Raw genomic sequence first — 18,286 nt, 5'->3', positions numbered from 1 at the left:
CGAGGAGGGCCCGTGAACCTTGAGGAGTATCGGAGCGCCGCCAGGAGCTGGCTGGCCGAGAACGCCGGCCGCACCGGCGACGCCAGGGAGTTCATGGCCAGGCTGCACGACGCCGGCTACTCGGGCATCACCTGGCCGCGGCGGTGGGGCGGCCAGGGACTCACCCAGGCGGAGGAGCGCGCCTTCACCGCCGAGGCCCGCGCCTACACGCTGCCCACCTACATCTTCTCCATCGGCCTCGGCATGTGCGGGCCGACGATCCTCGACCGGGGCAGCGACGCCCAGCGCGAGCGCTTCATCAGGCCCCTGCTGCGCGGCGAGGAGGTCTGGTGCCAGCTGTTCTCCGAGCCGGGCGCCGGCAGCGACGTGGCCAGCCTGCAGACGCGGGCCGTACGCGACGGCGACGGCTGGGTCGTCAACGGGCAGAAGGTCTGGACCTCGGTCGCCCAGGAGGCCGACTGGGGCCTGCTGCTGGCCAGGACGGACGTCGAGGTGCCCAAGCACAAGGGGTTGACGATGTTCGCCGTCGACATGCACCACCCCGGCGTCACCGTCAGGCCGCTCAAGGACATGACCGGGCGGGCGCACTTCAACGAGGTCTTCTTCGACGACGTGACCGTCCCCGACGCCCACCGGATCGGCGAGGTCGACGACGGCTGGAGCGTGGCGGTGACGACGCTGCTGCACGAGCGGCTGTCGATCTCCGCGGGCGTCGGCATGGGCGGCGGCGTCGACTGGCTGGCCGAGCTGCGCCAGGTCGTCGACACCGGCGATCCTTACGTCCGCGACCAGCTCGTCGAGCTGCACATCCGCACCCGTGCGCTCTCGCTGTTCAACCAGCGGCTGGCCCAGGAGACCCGGGCGGGGATCTTCCCCGGCGCGCGGGGCAGCGCGGCCAAGCTGCTGCTGGCCGAGCTCACGCTGTTCCAGGCCGACCTCGCCACGTCGCTGGTCGGACCCGAGGCCGTGGTCGACGAGCGCCTGTCGCACGCCCTGTGCCTGGCGCCCGCCATGGCCCTGGGCGGCGGCACGAACGAGATCATGCGCAACATCGTCGGCGAACGCGTCCTCGGCCTGCCGCCCGAGCCGCGCGTGGACAAGACCGTGCCGTTCAAGGACCTGAAGGTGGGGACGCAGGGGTGAAGCTCGTACTCGGCAAGGAACAGCAGGAGCTGCGCGCGACGGTCGGCTCCTTCCTGCGGACCGTCTCACCACGCGAGGGACACTCGCCCGCCGTCTACGCCCGGCTCAACGGGGAGCTCGGCCTGTCCGGCCTGATCATCCCCGAGGAGTACGGCGGCGCCGGCGCCGGCATGACCGAACTCGCCGTCGTGCTGGAGGAGACGGGCGCGGCGCTGCTGCCCGGCCCCTTCCTCGCCACCACGCTGGCCGCCCTCACCCTGACCCGCCTGCCCGACAAGGAACTGCTCACCGCCATCGCGGAGGGACGCCTCACGGCCACGGTCGCGCCGCTGGCGGCGGGCGGCGAGCCGCTCGTCACCCTCCGCGACGGCCGGGCGCTGGTGGACGGCCGGCTGCCGCAGGTGCTCGACGCCGCCGAGGCCGACGTGCTGCTGGTGCCGGTCACCCGCCACGACGGCGTCACGCTGGCCGCGATCGAACTCGACGGCCAGGGCGTCACCCGCCTGCCGCTGACCCCCCTCGACCAGACCAGGAGCATGGCCGAGGTCGTGCTCGCGGGCGCGCCGGCCAGGGTGCTCGGCGCGCCGGACGACGGGGCCGCGCTGGAGCAGGCACGGAGCCTGTTCTCGGTCGCCCTCGCCGCCGAGCAGCTGGGCGTCATGCGGGCCTGCCTCGACGCCATCGTGGCCTACGCCAAGATCCGCGTCGCCTTCGGCCGGTACATCGGCTCCTACCAGGGCGTCAAGCACAAGCTCGCCGACATGCACGCCAAGCTCGAGCAGGCCGAGTCGATCGTCCGCTACGCGGCGTGGGCGGCCGACGCGGCGCCCGGCGAGCTGCCGGAGGCCGCCGCCCTCGCCCAGGCCTACGTCGGCAGGGCCTGCTTCGAGGTGGCCCGCGACCACCTGCTCCTGCACGGCGGCATCGGGTTCACCTGGGAGCACGACGCTCACCTGTACTACAAGCGGGCCAAGACCGACGAGGTCCTGCTCGGCCCGCCCCGCACGCACCGCGAGCGGCTGGCCCACCTGCTGGAGCTGTGATGAACGGGTTCTACGAGACGGCCGCCGCCGACCCGGGACGCCTGGCGGTGGCCGAGCCGCGCACCACCTACGGAGAGCTGCTCGCCCGCGTCAACCAGGTCTCCCACGGCCTGCGCGCCCGCGGCCTGGTCACCGGCGACGTCGTGGCGGGCGTGCTGCGCAACGGCGTCGACCCGGTCGTCATGCTCATGGCCACCGGCCAGATCGGCCTCTACTACGTGCCGGTCAACTGGCATCTCGCCCAGGCCGAGATCGACTACATCCTCGGCGACTGCGACGCCAAGGTGCTCGTCACCGGGCCCGAGGACGTGGCCGCGCTGGCCGAGGGCATGCCGTCCGGCGCCCCCGGCGACCGCACCGCGGGCGCGGTCATGTGGTACACCTCGGGCACCACGGGCTTCCCGAAGGGCGTGCAGCGCCCGCTGCCGGGGGCCGCGCCGGAGGCCGTCCTGCCGCTGTACGCGTGGTTCCTCGGCGAGGTGGTCGACCTGCGGGCCGGCGACGGCGTGCACCTGGTCACCTCGCCCATGTACCACTCCGCGCCGTGCGCGCACACGCAGTTCGCGCTGCACCTCGGCCACACGCTGGTCATCGCGCCGCGCTTCGACCCCGAGCCGATCCTGGAGCTGATCGACAGGTACCGGGTCACCAACGCGATGATGGTGCCCACGATGTTCCACCGGATGCTCCTGCTGCCCGAGGAGGTCAGGAAGAGGTACGACGTGTCCTCGCTCCGGCAGGTGATCCACACCGCCGCGGCCTGCCCCGTGGCCGTCAAGAAGGCGATCATGGACTGGTGGGGGCCGGTGCTCTACGAGTACTACGGCTCGACCGAGTCGACCATCGCCTTCTCGGTCAAGCCGCACGAATGGCTGGCCCGGCCGGGCACGGTCGGCAGGCCCGCGCCCACCTTCGAGGCGAAGATCCTCGACGAGCGCGGCGAGGAGCTGCCCCCGGGCGAGCCCGGCATGATCCACGTCAAGTCCGGCCTCGGCACCTTCGAGTACCGCAAGGACCCGGCCAAGACCGCCGCCAGCATGCGCGGCGAGTGGTACGCCCCGGGCGACATCGGCTACCTCGACGAGGACGGCTACCTGTTCCTGTGTGACCGGCGCACCGACCTGATCATCTCGGGCGGGGTCAACATCTACCCCGCCGAGATCGAGGCCGCGCTGCTCGAACACCCTGCGGTCGCCGACGCCGCCGTCATCGGCGTGCCCGACGAGGAGTGGGGCCACAACGTCGTGGCGTTGGTGCAACCGCACGCGCCGGTCACGGAGGAGGAACTGCGCGCCCACCTGGAGCCGCGGATCGCCAGGTTCAAGCACCCCAAGGTCATCGAGTTCCGGACGGAGCTGCCGCGGACGCCGACGGGGAAGCTGTCGCGCTCGAAGGTGCGGGAGGAGTACCTGGCACCCCCCGGATGATCTCCCGCTCCACGTGCTCGACAGCGGCGAACGCGCCGAAGGCCAGCAGCCGCACCAGGTCGGCGTCGGGCGCCGGCCACGCCGCCACGTCCGCCTCGGTGATCCGGTACGGCGCCAGCGCCCCCAGCAACGCCAGCCTCACCGCCGGTCGCTCGTCGGCAGGCAGCTCCGCCAGCGGGCCGTCCAGCCACGCGGTGCCGAGCGGCGGATGCGTGGCGTCGTGCTCCTCGACGGCCGCCCTGACGACCGCCCTCGCACGCTCGCCGAGGACCCGGCCCTCCGCCGCCTGCCGGAGGGCCGCGTACGCCGTGCCGACGGGGGAGCCGTCCGCCCACGCGGGCTCCGGGCCCGCCGGCCGGCGGCCGAGCGCCAGCAGCGGCAGGCTCTCTCCCGCCACGAGCCGCCGGCGCACGACGCGGGCCATCGCCGTGCCGGCCGCCCGCCGTACCACCGGCGAGGAGGCCGCGCCGGCGGGAAACAGGTTCTCGCCCACCAGCGCCGACACCATCCTGTTGATGAAGTGGAAGGCCAGTGCCGTGCCCACGTGGTCGGCCGGCAGCGCGGTCGGGCGCTCGCGCCGCGCCCACGCCAGCAGCGTCGCGTGGTGCGGGTCGGCGGGCCGCTCGCCGCGCGCGATCGCCTCGCCCACCGCGTGGTCGCCCGTGGCGTGCAGGAGCACGGTGTGCGCGTCGACGCAGAACGGCCACCGGTTGGCCAGCGAGACGCCGAGCGCGATGACCTCCTTGTCGGTCCTGGACGAGGGGCCGGCCAGCAGCGACTCGCGCAGCAGCGCCCAGGTTGCGGCCAGCACCTCGGGCGCGGGGGAGAGGCTCATGAACATCTCGCCGACGAACCCGAAGTCCGTCTTGAGCTGCGCGTAGATCTGGCCGACGGGACCGCTGCGGACGTTCTTGCCCACGGGAGTGACGTATCGGGTCATGCCGCCACACTGACGGGGGCACGGCCCGACTGTCGTCACGCGCACGAAGTACTCCCTGCGTACGACGTCCGGCCCGGCGGCTGCCTCTATTGTGCCGGTATGAGGCTCGATCGGGACGCGCTGCTCGCCGTGGTGGTGGCTGCGGCGCAGGTGGGCGGTGAGCTGCTGCTCTCGCCGGGCTTGGCCCCGCTGGACTACGCGCTGCTGCTGGGCGGCACGCTCGTGCTCGCGCTCCGGCGCCGCCACCCCGTCGCGGTGCTGGCCGTCACCGTCGCCTGCATGCTGGCCTACAGCGCCCGCGCCCACCCCGGCGCGGCGGCCGTCTTCCCCGTCCTCATCGCCGTCTACACCACGGTCAGGCAGGGCCGGCACCCGGCCGCCCTGGCCGGCATCGTGGTCTTCCTGACCGGCATGTTCGCCTTCGGGCAGGACTCGACGACGGCGCTGCCGCCCAGGGCGGCCATCGAGGGCAGGGTGCTGCTGGTGGGCTGGCTCGTGGCGGCCGCGGTGATCGGCGAGGCCAAGCGCGCCTGGAGCCACTACCTGGAGCAGGTCGAGCAGCGCGCGACGGAGGCCGAGCGGACCCGCGAGGAGACCGCCCTGCGCCGCGCGGGGGAGGAACGGCTGCGCATCGCCCGCGAGCTGCACGACTCCCTCACCCACAGCATCTCGATCATCAAGGTGCAGGCCGGCGTGGCCGCGCACCTGGCCCGCAAGCGGGGCGAGGAGGTGCCCGCCGCGCTGACCGCCATCCAGCAGGCCAGCGCCGACGCGATGCGCGAGCTGCGCGCCACGCTGGAAGTGCTGCGCGCGCCCGACGGCAGCGGCCTCGAGCAGGTGCCCGACCTGGTCGAACGGGCCCGCGCGGCGGGGTTGCCCGCCAACGTCGAGGTCAGCGGATCGCCGCGGCCGGTGCCCGCCGAGGTCGGCAGGGCCGCCTACCGCATCGTCCAGGAGGCGCTGACCAACATCACCAGGCACGCGGGGCCCGCCTCCGCCTCCGTGCGCATCGGATACCTGCCTGACGAGGTGGTCGTGCAGATCGACGACGACGGCACCGCCGTACCGGAACACGGACACCAGCCGGGTGTCGGCCTGACAGGCATGCGCGAGCGCGTCACCGCGCTCGGCGGCCGGCTGCGCACCGGACCGCGACCCGAGGGCGGCTTCACCGTCAGGGCCGAGCTCCCGGCGGCGCAGTCATGATCAACGTGCTGCTCGCCGACGACCAGGCGCTGATCAGGGCCGGGTTCCGGGCGCTGCTGGACGCCGAGGACGACCTGCGGGTGGTCGGCGAGGCGGCCGACGGCCGCCAGGCCGTCGAGCTGGCCGTACGGCACCAGCCGCACGTCGCGCTCCTCGACATCCAGATGCCCGTCATGGACGGCATCGAGGCCACCAGGCGCATCGCCTCCGACGAGCGCCTGGCAGGCGTGCACGTGGTGATGCTGACCAACTACGGCGTCGACGAGTACGTGCTCGACGCGCTGCGCGCGGGCGCGGCCGGCTTCCTGCTCAAGGACACCGACCCGGCCGACCTGCTGTCCGGCATCAGGGTGGCGGCCAGGGGAGACGCGCTGCTGTCGCCCGCGATCACGCGCCGGCTGATGGACGAGTTCGTCCAGCGCGCCCCCGTGCGGCAGGTGACCGACCTCGGCTCGCTGACCAGGCGCGAGCGGGAGGTGCTGGCGCTGGTCGGGCGTGGCCTGTCCAACGACGAGATCGCCGCCCACATGGTGATCAGCCCGTTCACTGCCAAGACCCACGTCAGCAGGGCCATGGTGAAGCTGGGCGCGCGCGACCGCGCCCAGCTGGTGGTCATCGCCTACGAGTCGGGCCTGATCTCGAAGCGCAGCTCCTCGGTGAACCTGGTGCCGCCCTCCGGGGCGTCGCCGAGGTAGAAGCGGGCGGTCAGCGTCCTGTCCCGGGTGTCGAGCACGCTCGTCCACGTGGTGCGCCACGGCTTGTCCGCTCCGGCGGCGACCTCGCCCAGCGCGCCCGACAGGCGCTCGGCCGACAGCGGCACGTCCCTGCTCCGCTTGTGCAGCCTGCGCAACCGGCCGAAGGTGTCCATCGTGGTCTCGTCGTCGTCGGGCAGCGCCATGGGGTCGGGGTGGCGGTGCAGCGGGTGGTTGGTCACGCACATCGGCGCGTCGCCCGCGTCGATGATGCGCTCGCTCTCCCACACGAACGCCTTCCCCGCGGCGTCGGCGATCAGGTAGTGCAGGGGCAGGCCGTGGTCGTAGTGCTTGGCCATCAGCAGCGCCCGCTTGGCCTGCTCGACGTTCTCGCAGGTGTCCAGCACGAACCTGGGCAGCTGCACCGAGCTGAGCCCCACCCGCGGGTCGGCCGACTCGGGCGGCGCGGCATGGGCGACGTCCGCGATGAGCAGCACGACCGCGAGACCCGCCGCGTTGACGCCGTCCATGCAGCCGTCGAGCTCGTTCATCGTGATGACGGTGGAGGCCAGGCCCTCGTCGGGGATCGTGGTGATCACGTAAGGGCGGGAGGCCATGGGCAGCTCGCCCGGTTTCGCGGCCCCGCCCATGATCTCGCTGGTGGCGAGGGTGAAGAAATCGTAGTTGCGGGCGATCCTGCCGTGCCCGTCGGTCGCGGCCGAGGGCGGGCACCACAGCGCCGAGCAGCCCGAGCCCATGGGCAGCGCGTTCAACCCGTCCATGATGAGGTCGTCACGGTCGGGGTCGAGGTCGAAGGCCGCCGCCACGCCGTCCAGCCGTTCGTGGTGCTGCGGCCAGAAGTGCTCGAACCAGGCCATGCGCGCCCTGTTCACCGTCTGGTCGGCGGGACCCGGCGCCCAGCCCGAGCGGGTACGTGCCTCCTGCGCCAGCGCCTTACCGATCTCAAACTGGCTGCCGCGCACGGTCAGGTGCCGTACGAGCTGGAAGTCGTCCTCGCCGCCGGCGATTCGCTTGACAATGGTCATGCCACCGAGCCTCGGCCCGGGCGCTGACCGTCCGCCTACCGCTCGCTGACCGCCCTGCGGTAGCGCTCCGCCAGCCTGCTGACCACCTCGGCCAGCTCAGGCGGCTCGATCACCTCGAAGTCGACGTCGAGCATGCCGATCCAGACCGCGATGCCGGTGAGGTCGTCGCCGCCGAGGTGCGCGATCGAGGTGTGCTCGTCGACCGGCTCGAAGTCGAGCCCGGTCGGCAGCCCGGCCATCCGGTCGGCGGGCGCGTGCACCAGCACCTTGGCCCGGTAGCGCCACATCGCGGTGCTGACCCCCCGCTCCACGTGCTCGGCCACGTCGAACGGCAGCTCGCGGGGGGTGAAGCGGGGGCCGTTCGGGGTGCGGGTGGTGATCCTGTCGACCCTGAACGTCCGCCAGTCGCGCCGCTCGACGTCCCAGGCCACCAGGTACCAGCGCCCGCGCCGGTGCACCAGCCGGTACGGCTCGGCCTCGCGCGTGCCGGTGGCGCCGTCGTGACCGGTGTAGTCGAAGCGCAGCCGCTCGTGGTCGCGCGCGGCGTTGGCGATCGTGGTCAGCACCTCCGGCGGCACCGCGGGCGCCGCGCCGGGGATCTGCACGGTGTAGGCGTTGAGCGCGCTGACCCTGTGCCGCAGCTTGGCCGGCAGGACCTGCTCCAGCTTGGCCAGCGCCCGCACCGAGCTCTCCTCGATGCCCGCCACCCCGCCGCCGGCCGCCCGGCCGAGGCCGACCGCGACCGCCACCGCCTCCTCGTCGTCGAGCAGCAGCGGAGGCAGGGCGGCGCCCGCCCCGAGGCGGTAGCCGCCCGCCACGCCCGGGGTGGCGTGCACCGGATAGCCGAGGGTGCGCAGGCGCTCCACGTCGTTGCGCACCGTCCTGGTCGTGACGCCCAGGCGGGTGGCCAGCTCCGGGCCGGACCACTCCCTGTGCGCCTGCAGCAGCGAGAGGAGCTTGAGCAGGCGAGCCGAGGTTTCGAGCATGCCCCCAGTGTGCCGCCTATCGCGGAACGTCCGCTTCCGTGATCACGACGATCTTGCCGAGCAGGTGACCGTCCTCGCTCAGCCGGTGCGCGTCGGCGGCCTGTTCCAGCGGGAACACCCGGGCGATCGGCATGCGCACGGCGCCCGACTCGACGACCTGCCGGACCGGCTCCGGGTCCGGGCCGCCCTGCGAGAAGCGCACGCCGAACTCGCCCGCCCGCGGATCGGCGATCGTGACCACCTTGCCCGCGTCGCCGGTCAGCCGCACCGAGTCGGCCAGCACGCCCCTGCCGGAGGCGTCCAGCACGGCGTCGACCCGACCGGCCCGCTCCGCCCAGCCGTCGCCGTAGGTGACGGGGGTGACGCCGAGGTCGCGCAGGAACGCGTGATGGCCCTCGCTGGCCGTCCCGACGACCTCGACGCCCCTGGCACGGGCCAGCTGGGCGGCGACCAGGCCGACACCGCCCGCCACCGCGTGGATCAGCAGCCGCCGGCCGGGCTCGACGTCCAGCTCCGCCAGCGTCCGCGCGGCGGTCTCCGCGGCCACGGGCAGCGCCGCGGCCTCCTCGTAGGACAGGTGGTCCGGTTTCGGCAGCAGCTGCGCGGGGTCGGCGAGCACGTGGTCGGCCAGGCCGCCGGTCGCCACCCTGCCGAACACCGGCCGGCCCACCGACCAGCCCTCGACGCCCTCGCCGAGCGCGTCGATCGTGCCGGAGACCTCGATCCCCGTGCCGGCCGGCTCCTCCAGCGGGACCACCATGTAGCCCCTGCGGAACTTCCAGTCGAGGGCGTTCACACCGGCCGCCCGCACCGCCACCCGCACCTGGCCGGGGCCGGGCGCCGGGATGGGCACCTCGTCGACGGTCAGCACGTCCGCCTCGCCGTACTCGCGGTAGCGGACGGCGCGCGAGGTGGCCAGCAGGACCGCCTTGCCCACGAGCGTGCGCCGCTCGATCGCGGTGTGCGCCTCGGCCGCCCGGTCCAGCGGGACGGCCAGCCCGATCGTCGGCGTGATCCCCGCAGCGAAGGCCCGCCCGGCCAGCCGCCCGAAGTCCTCAGGCGCGAACTGCACCTGCTCCATGCCGACGACGGTGATCCCGCGCCGCTCGGCCTCGGCGGCGTCGACAGGGGCGGGCCCGCCCGCCGCGACGCCGTAGGCGAAGAACCTGCCGCCCCGCACGGTCAGCTCGGCCGCCCTGGCACCCTGCTCGCCGCCCACGCCGTCGAAGACCACCTCGAACGGGCCGGCCACCTCGGTGTGCGCCGCCCCGAGCAGCTCGGCCCGGCGCCGCTTGTCAGGAGCGGTGGCCGCGGCGGTGACCTCGGCGCCCGCCGCCGCGGCCAGCTCGACCAGCACCAGGCCGAGCCCGCCGCCCGCGCCGGTGACCAGCACCCGCGTACCGGGCTTCAGCTCGGCCGCGTCGATCAGGCTGAGCGCGGCCGGACCCACCTGCAGCAACGCCGCCGCCTCGGGCAACGACAGGTCGTCGGGCACCGGCACCAGCGCCTCCACCCCGGCCAGCGCCTGCTCGGCGTAGCCGCCGCTGACCATCGCGGCCACCCTGCGGCCCCGCCACGCCGGATCCACCCCCTCGCCGACCGACAGCACGTGCCCCGCAACACCGGTCCCCGGCACGAACGGCGGGCGCGTCCCGGACCACTCGACGCCCCAGCCCGTGCGCAGCTGCGCCTCGACCGCGAGGACGTCGGCCGCCGCCACGCCCACCACGACCTGTCCCGGCCCCGCCACCGGATCGCCGACCTCGCGCGCCCGCAGCACCTCGGGACCGCCGAACCGCGTCACCTCGATAACTCTCATACCAGTCAGTCTTGAACCTCAAGCAAGCTTCAGGTCAACCTGGCCAGCACGACGTATTCACCGTTCCCGGTGAAGGCCACGACCTGCCCGCCCTCGGCCATCAGCCCGCCCAGCACCTCACGCATCGCCAGGCGCCAGGCCACGGCCGCCGAGGGGTCGTCGCGGCGCAGGGCCTCGATGTCGGCGGGCGTCCCGACCAGCGCCACCGGCCCCTTCACCGCCCCCCTGACCGGCAGCCGGTCCTCCTCCTCCAGCGCCACCACCCCCTCGTACGGCTCCCGCGCCGGGGCCCGCTCCTTCACCGGCCACTCGACCACCAGCCGGTCGGACTCGTCACCCTCGTTGATCGCGTCCGCCATCGGGCCGTAGAAGTTCTCCACGTACTCCACGGGGCGGGCGCCGAGCTTGGCGAGGTTGAAGTAGGCGTTGCGGCGCACGAGCGGGTCGAAGGTCCAGGTGATGCGGTCGATGCCGCGCCGGGCGCACCAGTCGCGCTGGTGCGCCTTCAGCGCCTGGCCGATGCCCCTGCCGCCCTGGGCGGCGCCCGTGACGTGCGAGTGCAGGGTGTTGCCCGCGGCGAGAATGCCCACCGATGCGCCCACCAGGCGGTCGCCCGCGTAGGCGCCGGCGACGTAGCTTCCCGTGTGGGACAGGACCCGCATCAGCTCGACGGTGACGGGCGGGTTGGCCGGGTCGGGGTGCCAGATCTCGTCGAACAGCCTGAACACGTCGGCGAACTCGTCGATCCGGTGCAGCTCGCGCACTTCCACCTGGACAGTCGTCACCCTGGGAATCTATCCGAGCCGGCCGCTCTCACCCCGCGCGGCGGACCCTCGCCGGCAGGGTGTTGCCGGCGGGGCGTTGCCGGCGGCGCGTTGCCGGCGCGGTCTCGTTGTGGGGTCTCACCGACGGGTCTCACCAAGAGGGGCTTGCCGGCGCGGTCTTGCCGGCGCGGTGTTGCGGGAGGGGTGTCGCGGCGGGGTGTTGCGGGCGGGGCGCCGCGGCAGCGGCGCCCCGCGCGGCCTCCGGGGTCAGGCGGCCAGCACCGCGCGGACCAGCGCCCTGAGCAGCTCCATCCGGCGCGGCAGCTCCGCCACCACGACGTGCTCGTGGTCCGCGTGCGCGCCACCGCCGACCGCGCCGAGCCCGTCGAGCGTCGGCACGCCCAGGCCGGCGGTGAAGTTCCCGTCCGAGGCGCCGCCCACCGAGGCCGACGTCAGCGCCCCGAGCCCCAGCTCCTCCGCCAGCCGCTGCGCCAGCGCGAACAGCCGGGCCGACTGCGCCGCCTCCATCGGCGGCCGGTTCGGCCCGCCGCGCACCTCCAGCCGGATGCCCTCCAGCCGCGGCGACAGCGCCCGCATGAGCGTGTCCACCTTGGCCTGGGCGGCCAGGGTCGGCACCCGCACGTCCACCCCCACGTGCGCCAGGGCGGGCACCGTGTTCACGGTGGTCCCGCCGGACAGGACCGTCGGCGTCACCGTCGTTCCCGCGACCGGCCCGCCGGAGCCTGCCGGCGCCGCCGCGTCCCCGGAGCCGCCCGGGCCACCCGGACCGCCCGGACCGCCCGGGCCGGCCTGGCCGGCCGGGCCGCCCGGCTCGTCCGAGTCCACCACCGCCGCCATCCCCGCGATCGTGAGGATCTGATGGGCGAGCTCGATCCCCGCGTTGGCCCCCTTCCACGGCTCCAGCCCGGCGTGCGCCGCCTTGCCGTGCACGGTGACCGTGTAGTCGGAGGTGCCCTTGCGGGCGGTCTTGAGCGCGCCGCCGTCCGCGCTGGCCTCCAGCACGAACGCGGCCGCGAGACCGCGCGCGGAGTCCTCGATCAGCGCGCGCGAGGTGATGGAGCCGGCCTCCTCGTCACCCGTCACCAGCACGCTGACGCCGTCGAGCGTCTCCAGCCCGGCCAGCGCGTGGAACATCTGCACCAGCCCCGCCTTCATGTCGAAGACGCCGGGGCCGCGCGCGATGCCGTCCACCACCGACCACGGGTGGGTGGCCAGCGTGCCGATCGGCCAGACGGTGTCGTGGTGCCCGAGCAGCAGCACCTTCGGCTCGCCGAAGGTCCACCGCAGGTGCGTGACACCGTCGACGACGATCGTCTCCGGCTGCGCGCCCAGGTGGCGCGCGCCCATCGCCGCGACGACCTTCGCGCTGCGCGCCACCGCCTCCAGGTCGCTGGAGAAGGACTCGCAGCCGACCAGTTCCTCCAGGTCCTCGATCACGCCAGCGCCTTTCCGAAGAACCGGTGCACGTTCCCGCCGACGATCTTGTGCACGTCGGCCTCCGGCAGCCCCCGCGCCAGCAGCCCCTCGGTGACCAGTGGCAGGCCGCGGGGTCCCTCGAGCCCCGGTACGGCGGCGGCGACGTCGAGACCGGTGGAGGTGACGCTCTCGCAGCACGGAGGCGTGAGGTCGCGCCTGACCTCGTCCATGAAGTCGGGCCCGAGGCCCACGTGGTCGATCCCCACGACGCCCGCGATGTGCTCGATGTGGTCGAGCACGTGGTCGAGCGTGGCCTCGCGGGCGTTCTCGGTGAGGAAGGCGGCCAGGAAGTTCACGCAGACCACGCCGCCGGTCCCGGCCACGCCCCTGAGCTGCTCGTCGGTCAGGTTGCGGTGGTGGTCGCGCAGGGCGCGCGCCGAGGAGTGGGTCGCCATCACCGGCTTGGTCGCCAGCTCCAGCACGTGCGCGACGCCCGAGGCGCCCAGGTGGGAGACGTCGAACAGGATGCCCAGCCGCTCCATCTCCTTCAGCGCCTCGACGCCGTGGGAGGTGAGGCCGCTGCCGGTGGCGTCCTCGCCGCTGCCGTCGGCCAGCGGGGTGCGGCCCCAGTGCGCGATCGAGGCGATCCGCACGCCGAGGCGGTGCATCGTCGGGATCAGCTCCACGCTGGCGTCGATGCCGGGCATGCTCTCCATCGCCAGCACCAGCGCGATCCTGCCGGCGTCGATGGCCGCGTCGATCTGCGCGGCGTCCGTGCACAGCGCGACCTCGTCGGGGTTGCCCTCGGCGATCACGTGCGCGCACTCGATCATGCGCAACGTCTGCCTGAGTGATCCCTCCGGACGGTACTCCGAGGAGATGAACACCGGCAGGACCTGGAGGTTCACCCGGCCGGCGCGCAGCTGGGGAAGCCATTGGGTGCGGAAGAAGTCCGCCCACCGGTCGGGCGGTCTCGCCGAGACCGCCATGAGGAGATCGTTGTGCGTGTCAGCCACCACATGCGACGTCATGCCGATGACGTTATCCGGTAGGCGTCGAGCGGCGGGAGAGCGGTGAGCCTGCGGTACAGGCCCGCGCGTCCCGGCCAGTTGTTGACGACGCGCCCGTCGGCGGTCTTGTACCAGCTCTGGCAGCCGCCGCCCCACACCATCCGCTCCATCGCCGCCGCCAGCTGCCGCCGCCAGGCCGCCATGGCCTCGGGCCTGACCTCCATCGGCCCGTTCCTCTCCAGGTACGGCAGGCACGCCATGACGTGCCGCACCTGGCACTCGATCATGAAGACGATGGAGTTGTGGCCGAGGTTGGTGTTCGGCCCGTAGACCAGGAACAGGTTGGGGAAGTTCGGCACCGCGATGCCGAGATACGCCTCGGCGCCGTCCTTCCACTGGTCGGTCAGCGACACCCCGCCCAGCCCGGTGAACGCGATCGGCTGCAGGAACTCGGTGGTGCGGAAGCCCGTGGCGTAGATGATCGTGTCGGCCGCGCGCACGCCCTCGGTGGTCTGCACCCCCTCCGGCGTGACCCTGACGATCGGGTCCGTGACGACCTCCACGTTGGGCCGGGTGAGCGCCGGGTAGAACGCGCTGTCGATGACCACCCGCTTGCAGCCGACCGGGAAGCGGGGGGTGAGCTTGGCCCGCAGGACCGGATCGGCGACCTGGGCGTGCAGGTGGCCGAGCGCCCGCTTCCTCAGCAGGCCGGCGCTCCAGCCGCGGGCGAGGGCGGGGTAGAGGGTGCCCTCGGCGTACCGGTAGATCCACTCGCGGTAGGCCCGCCGCAGGCCGGGAACCAGGCGCAGGGCGAGCCGCGCCGCCGGCCCGAACGTCGCGTCGGGCTTGGGGATGACCCAGTTGGGGGTGCGCTGGAAGACGTCGAGACGGGCGGCCAGCGGCTGGATGCGGGGGATGAACTGCGCGGCGGACGAGCCGTTGCCGATCACCGCCACCCGGCGGTCGGTCAGGTCGTGGTCGTGGTTCCAGCGGGCGCTGTGGAAGGCGACGCCCGCGAAGCTCTCCCGTCCAGGGATCGGCGGGTACGCGGGACGGGTCAGCTGGCCCACGCACGACACCACGACGTCGAACTCCTCGCTCCCCTCACCCGTGGTGACCCGCCAGCGCCGACCGTCGAAGTCCGCCGCGACGACCTCGGCGCCGAAGCGGATCTTCGGCCGGACGCCGTACTTGTCGGCGCACCTGTCCAGGTAGGCGAGGATCTCCGGCTGCCCGGGGTAGCGGCGCGTCCAGCTCGCGTCCTTCTCGAACGAGTACGAATACAGCTGGGAGGGGATGTCGCAGCCCGCTCCCGGATAGGTGTTGTCGCGCCACGTGCCGCCGAGGCCGTCCGCCTTCTCGAAGACCGTGTAGGAGCCGATGCCCGCCTGCTCGAGCCTGATCGCCATGCACAGCCCGCCGAACCCCGCACCGATGATCGCGACCCTCATGCGCCCCTCCACAGATGTCAGGATCCACTTACGTTAGGCGGCGCTCGCTCACGTGTCGAGGTGGCCGAACCGGTAGTCTGCGCAGGTGACGCTGGCTGATGTGATCAACGTGTTCGAGGCCGCCTATCCGCCTGGCAGGGCCGAGTCGTGGGACGCCGTGGGCCTGGTCTGCGGAGACCCCGACCAGGCGGTGCGGCGGGTGCTGTTCGCGGTCGATCCCGTGCCCGTCGTGGCCGAGGAGGCGCTCGACTGGGGCGCCGACCTGATCGTCGTCCACCACCCGCTCTACCTGCGCGGCACCACCAGCGTCGCCGCGACCACCTACAAGGGCAGGCTGATCCACGACCTGATCCGCAACGACGTCGCCCTCTACACCGCCCACACCAACGCCGACGTCGCCAACCCCGGCGTCTCAGACGCCCTGGCCCGCGCCGTCGGCCTGGTCGGCGACCTGGTGCCGCTGCAGCCGTTCCCCGACGACCCCTGGCGCGGCCTCGGCCGCGTCGGCGACCTGCCCCGCACGATGACGCTCGGCGCGTTCGCCGAGCAGGCCGCTGCCGGGCTGCCGAAGACCTCGTGGGGCCTGCGCGTCGCGGGCGACCCGTCCAGGCCCGTCACGCGCGTGGCCGTCAGCGGCGGGTCAGGAGACTCCCTCCTCGGTACGGCACGCGCCGCCGGCGTCGACGTCTTCCTCACCGCCGACCTGCGTCACCACCCCGCCAGCGAGTTCGTCGAGGCCGGCGGTCCCGCCCTGATCGACGCCGCCCACTGGGCCACCGAGTGGCCATGGCTCGACAGCGCGGCGTCCATCCTGAGCTCCAGTGGCGTTAACGTTGAGACGCGCGTCTCCGCCACGGTCACCGATGCTTGGACAAAAGGATATTGATCATGAAAGCAGCCCCTGCCGCTCAGAAGCGACTGCTCGACCTGGCCGAGCTTGACTCCGCTGCCGACCGCCTGGCGCACCGCCGCCGTACCCTGCCCGAGCTGGCCGAGATCGACGAGCAGTCGAAGCAGCTGGCCCAGCTGGCCACCCAGGTGATCGCCGCCGAGACCGAGGCCGGTGACCTGTCCCGCGAGCAGACCAAGGCGGAAAGCGACGTCGAGACCGTGCGCACCCGCGCCGACCGCGACCAGAAGCGCCTCGACTCCGGCATGGTCACCTCGCCCAAGGACCTGTCCAGCCTGCAGTCCGAGATCGCCTCGCTGCACCGCCGCCAGGGCGACCTCGAGGAGGTCGTCCTGGAGATCATGGAGCGCCGCGAGGCCGCCGACTCCAAGGTCACCGACCTGATCGCCAGGCGCGACGAAATCGCGACCACCAGGGCCGCCGCCGAGGACCGCCGCGACGCCGCCCTGGCCGAGATCGACAAGGAGACGGCCGACGTCGAGGGCCGCCGCGCGGGCGTGCTCCCCGACATCCCCGCCGACCTGCTCGCCCTGTACGAGAAGCTGCGCGGCCAGTACGGCGTGGGCGCCGCGATGCTGCACGGCGGCCGCTGCATGGGATGCAAGGTGACGCTGTCGATCGCCGACATGAACCGCATCAAGGCCGCCCCCCACGACGAGGTGCTGCGCTGCGAGGAATGCCGCCGCATCCTCGTCCGCACCCCCGAGTCCGGCATCTGACCCAGGCCGCCGAACCGGCCGGCAGCGATCAAGGAGCTTCCATGAGCACGACCCCGTACCTCGTCGAGGCCGACGGCGGGTCGAGAGGCAATCCCGGCCCCGCCGGCTACGGGGCCGTCGTGATGGACGCCCGCGACCGCCAGGTCCTCGCCGAGCGGGCCGAGGCGATCGGCGTCACCACCAACAACGTCGCCGAGTACCGCGGCCTGGTCGCGGGGCTCGCCGCCGTGCTCGACCTCGGCGGTGAAGGCGCCGAGGTCGAGGTCCGTATGGACTCCAAGCTCGTCATCGAGCAGATGGCCGGCCGCTGGAAGATCAAGAACGAGGGGCTCAGGCCGCTCGCCCTCGAGGCGCAGGGCCTGGCCAGGCGGCTGCGGATCACCGGGTGGACGTGGATCCCCCGCGAGCGCAACAAGCACGCCGACCGGCTGGCCAACGAGGCGATGGACGCCGCGGCCAAGGGACTGGCGTGGCAGGCGGGCGGCACCGCCGTCCCGGAGGCGGGCGGGCGCGGCGCTTCGGCGGCCGGCTCGCGCGGCGCCTCGGAGCCGGGCTCGCGGGAGGCTGCCGGGGCGGGCTCGCCGGGCGGTCGCGCGATCCCCGAGACCGGGGGCGTGCCGGAGACGCCGCCCGCGGGGGCCGGACGGGAGGCACCCTCGGCGCCGAAGACCGGCGGGCAGACCGACCTGCTCGACCTGTCGGCGCCGACCGCCTCGCTGGTCACCCGGCAGGCCGCCAAGGGCACCGGCTGGGGCCCCGCCACCAGGGTCGCCACCTCGCTCCTCCTGCTGCGCCACGGCGAGACCCCACTGTCGGCCGAACGCCGCTTCTCGGGGCTCGGCGACGCCGAACTCACCGCGAACGGCCTGGCCCAGGCCGGCGCCGCCGCGCGCAGGCTGGCGGCGCCGCCGTACCGGATCGACGTGATCGTCAGCTCCCCGCTCAAGCGGGCCCGCCAGACCGCCGAGATGGTGGCGCGGCTCGTCGGCGTGGACGTCGAGGTGGACGAAGGCCTCAGGGAGACCGACTTCGGCGCCTGGGAGGGGCACACCTTCACCGAGATCCAGCGCGAGTGGCCGGACGAGCTGGCCGCCTGGCTGGCCGACCCCGCCGTCGCGCCACCCAGGGGGGAGAGCTTCACCCAGGTCGCCCGACGCGTCGAGGCGACCAGGGACCGGCTGGTCGAGCAGTACGAAGGCAAGACCGTGCTGGTCGTCTCCCACGTCACGCCGATCAAGACGCTCCTCAGGCTCGCGCTGCTCGCGCCGCCCGAGGCGCTGTACCGCATGCATCTCGACGTGGCGTGCCTGTCCCTGATCGACTTCTACGCCGACGGGCCCGCCGTCGTGAAGGCGTTCAACGACATCAGCCACTTGCACTGACCCCCCACCTGCCGACCCGCTGTCTTCGGGCGGTCCCTCGGCCTGCTGGGCAGTGCCGCGGCCCACAGCCCCGCGGGTTGCACCCCGGACCGCTGCCCCCAGGTAGCGCCTCGGACCGCTGCCGCCAGGTAGCGCCTCGGACCGCTGTCTTCGGGCGGACCTCGGCCCGTCGGCTGCAGAACGGGGTCCAGACAGAACCCCGGTCCACCGGACCAAGGGCAGAACCCTGGCCCACCGGACCAAGGGCAGAACCCCGGCCCACCGGACCAAGGGCAGAACCCCGGCCCACCGGACCAAGGGCAGAACGCCTG

16 protein-coding genes are annotated in these 18,286 nt (G+C 73.5%); 8 read left to right on the top strand and 8 right to left on the bottom strand.

Going from position 1 to position 18,286, the window contains the following annotated elements; all coding sequences use genetic code 11:
* Window positions 1-12 precede the first annotated feature (12 nt).
* Genes ACWDLG_RS26460 through ACWDLG_RS26450 form a run of 3 tightly spaced genes read left to right on the top strand, consistent with a single transcriptional unit; the run spans window position 13 to window position 3,613 of the window.
* Window positions 13-1,143 carry an acyl-CoA dehydrogenase family protein gene (locus tag ACWDLG_RS26460; protein WP_449924606.1) on the top strand — a complete coding sequence of 377 codons (1,131 nt, stop codon included), beginning with the start codon at window positions 13-15 and terminating at the stop codon, window positions 1,141-1,143.
* On the top strand, window positions 1,140-2,186 hold the full coding sequence (locus ACWDLG_RS26455) for an acyl-CoA dehydrogenase family protein (protein WP_449924604.1): 1,047 nt from the start codon (window positions 1,140-1,142) through the stop codon (window positions 2,184-2,186). The genes ACWDLG_RS26460 and ACWDLG_RS26455 overlap by 4 nt, the downstream gene beginning before the upstream one ends.
* Complete coding sequence (locus ACWDLG_RS26450; RefSeq protein ID WP_449924601.1) at window positions 2,186-3,613, top strand: AMP-binding protein; 1,428 nt, start codon at window positions 2,186-2,188, stop codon at window positions 3,611-3,613. The genes ACWDLG_RS26455 and ACWDLG_RS26450 overlap by 1 nt, the downstream gene beginning before the upstream one ends.
* Here ACWDLG_RS26450 and ACWDLG_RS26445 read toward each other — a convergent pair.
* Window positions 3,522-4,553, bottom strand: a complete 1,032-nt coding sequence (locus ACWDLG_RS26445) for a carboxymuconolactone decarboxylase family protein (protein ID WP_449924599.1) — start codon at window positions 4,551-4,553, stop codon at window positions 3,522-3,524. The two genes, ACWDLG_RS26450 and ACWDLG_RS26445, sit on opposite strands and share 92 nt — an antisense overlap.
* A 99-nt stretch (window positions 4,554-4,652) precedes the next feature.
* On the opposite strand from ACWDLG_RS26445, the gene ACWDLG_RS26440 reads away from it, so the two are divergent.
* Window positions 4,653-5,759, top strand: a complete 1,107-nt coding sequence (locus tag ACWDLG_RS26440; RefSeq protein ID WP_449924596.1) for a sensor histidine kinase — start codon at window positions 4,653-4,655, stop codon at window positions 5,757-5,759.
* Window positions 5,756-6,454, top strand: a complete 699-nt coding sequence (locus tag ACWDLG_RS26435; RefSeq protein ID WP_354904618.1) for a response regulator transcription factor — start codon at window positions 5,756-5,758, stop codon at window positions 6,452-6,454. The genes ACWDLG_RS26440 and ACWDLG_RS26435 overlap by 4 nt, the downstream gene beginning before the upstream one ends.
* Here the strand turns inward: ACWDLG_RS26435 and ACWDLG_RS26430 are convergent.
* The 7 genes from ACWDLG_RS26430 to ACWDLG_RS26400 all read right to left on the bottom strand — a co-directional run bounded on the left by ACWDLG_RS26430 (window position 6,379) and on the right by ACWDLG_RS26400 (window position 14,964).
* The gene (locus ACWDLG_RS26430) at window positions 6,379-7,497 is read right to left on the bottom strand and encodes a C45 family autoproteolytic acyltransferase/hydolase (RefSeq protein ID WP_449924592.1); all 1,119 of its coding nucleotides are present in this window, start codon (window positions 7,495-7,497) and stop codon (window positions 6,379-6,381) included. The two genes, ACWDLG_RS26435 and ACWDLG_RS26430, sit on opposite strands and share 76 nt — an antisense overlap.
* Before the next feature lie 35 nt (window positions 7,498-7,532).
* Window positions 7,533-8,483 carry a helix-turn-helix transcriptional regulator gene (locus tag ACWDLG_RS26425; RefSeq protein ID WP_354904613.1) on the bottom strand — a complete coding sequence of 317 codons (951 nt, stop codon included), beginning with the start codon at window positions 8,481-8,483 and terminating at the stop codon, window positions 7,533-7,535.
* Between the two features lie 16 nt (window positions 8,484-8,499).
* Window positions 8,500-10,302, bottom strand: a complete 1,803-nt coding sequence (locus ACWDLG_RS26420; RefSeq protein ID WP_449924589.1) for a zinc-binding dehydrogenase — start codon at window positions 10,300-10,302, stop codon at window positions 8,500-8,502.
* A gap of 29 nt (window positions 10,303-10,331) precedes the next feature.
* Window positions 10,332-11,087, bottom strand: coding sequence for a GNAT family N-acetyltransferase (locus tag ACWDLG_RS26415; protein ID WP_449924586.1), 756 nt, complete (start codon window positions 11,085-11,087; stop codon window positions 10,332-10,334).
* A gap of 246 nt (window positions 11,088-11,333) precedes the next feature.
* Window positions 11,334-12,524, bottom strand: coding sequence for a M20 family metallopeptidase (locus tag ACWDLG_RS26410; protein ID WP_449924583.1), 1,191 nt, complete (start codon window positions 12,522-12,524; stop codon window positions 11,334-11,336).
* Window positions 12,521-13,534: a dipeptidase gene (locus ACWDLG_RS26405; protein WP_449924579.1), complete on the bottom strand. Its 1,014-nt coding sequence runs from the start codon at window positions 13,532-13,534 to the stop codon at window positions 12,521-12,523. Before ACWDLG_RS26405 ends, ACWDLG_RS26410 begins: the two co-directional genes overlap by 4 nt.
* Complete coding sequence (locus ACWDLG_RS26400; RefSeq protein WP_449924576.1) at window positions 13,531-14,964, bottom strand: flavin-containing monooxygenase; 1,434 nt, start codon at window positions 14,962-14,964, stop codon at window positions 13,531-13,533. The genes ACWDLG_RS26405 and ACWDLG_RS26400 overlap by 4 nt, the downstream gene beginning before the upstream one ends.
* Window positions 14,965-15,049: 85 nt before the next feature.
* On the opposite strand from ACWDLG_RS26400, the gene ACWDLG_RS26395 reads away from it, so the two are divergent.
* Genes ACWDLG_RS26395 through ACWDLG_RS26385 form a run of 3 tightly spaced genes read left to right on the top strand, consistent with a single transcriptional unit; the run spans window position 15,050 to window position 17,975 of the window.
* Window positions 15,050-15,850 (top strand): Nif3-like dinuclear metal center hexameric protein, encoded by an 801-nt coding sequence (locus tag ACWDLG_RS26395; protein ID WP_449924573.1) that lies wholly within the window; start codon window positions 15,050-15,052, stop codon window positions 15,848-15,850.
* Between the two features lie 2 nt (window positions 15,851-15,852).
* Window positions 15,853-16,593: a zinc ribbon domain-containing protein gene (locus ACWDLG_RS26390; protein ID WP_449924570.1), complete on the top strand. Its 741-nt coding sequence runs from the start codon at window positions 15,853-15,855 to the stop codon at window positions 16,591-16,593.
* Between the two features lie 41 nt (window positions 16,594-16,634).
* Window positions 16,635-17,975: a bifunctional RNase H/acid phosphatase gene (locus ACWDLG_RS26385; protein ID WP_449924567.1), complete on the top strand. Its 1,341-nt coding sequence runs from the start codon at window positions 16,635-16,637 to the stop codon at window positions 17,973-17,975.
* Window positions 17,976-18,286 lie beyond the last annotated feature (311 nt).

This window comes from Nonomuraea sp. NPDC003727 (genome assembly GCF_053586935.1).
The sequence above is the reverse complement of the archived record's forward strand: the minus strand, read 5'-3'. Positions and strand labels throughout refer to the sequence as shown.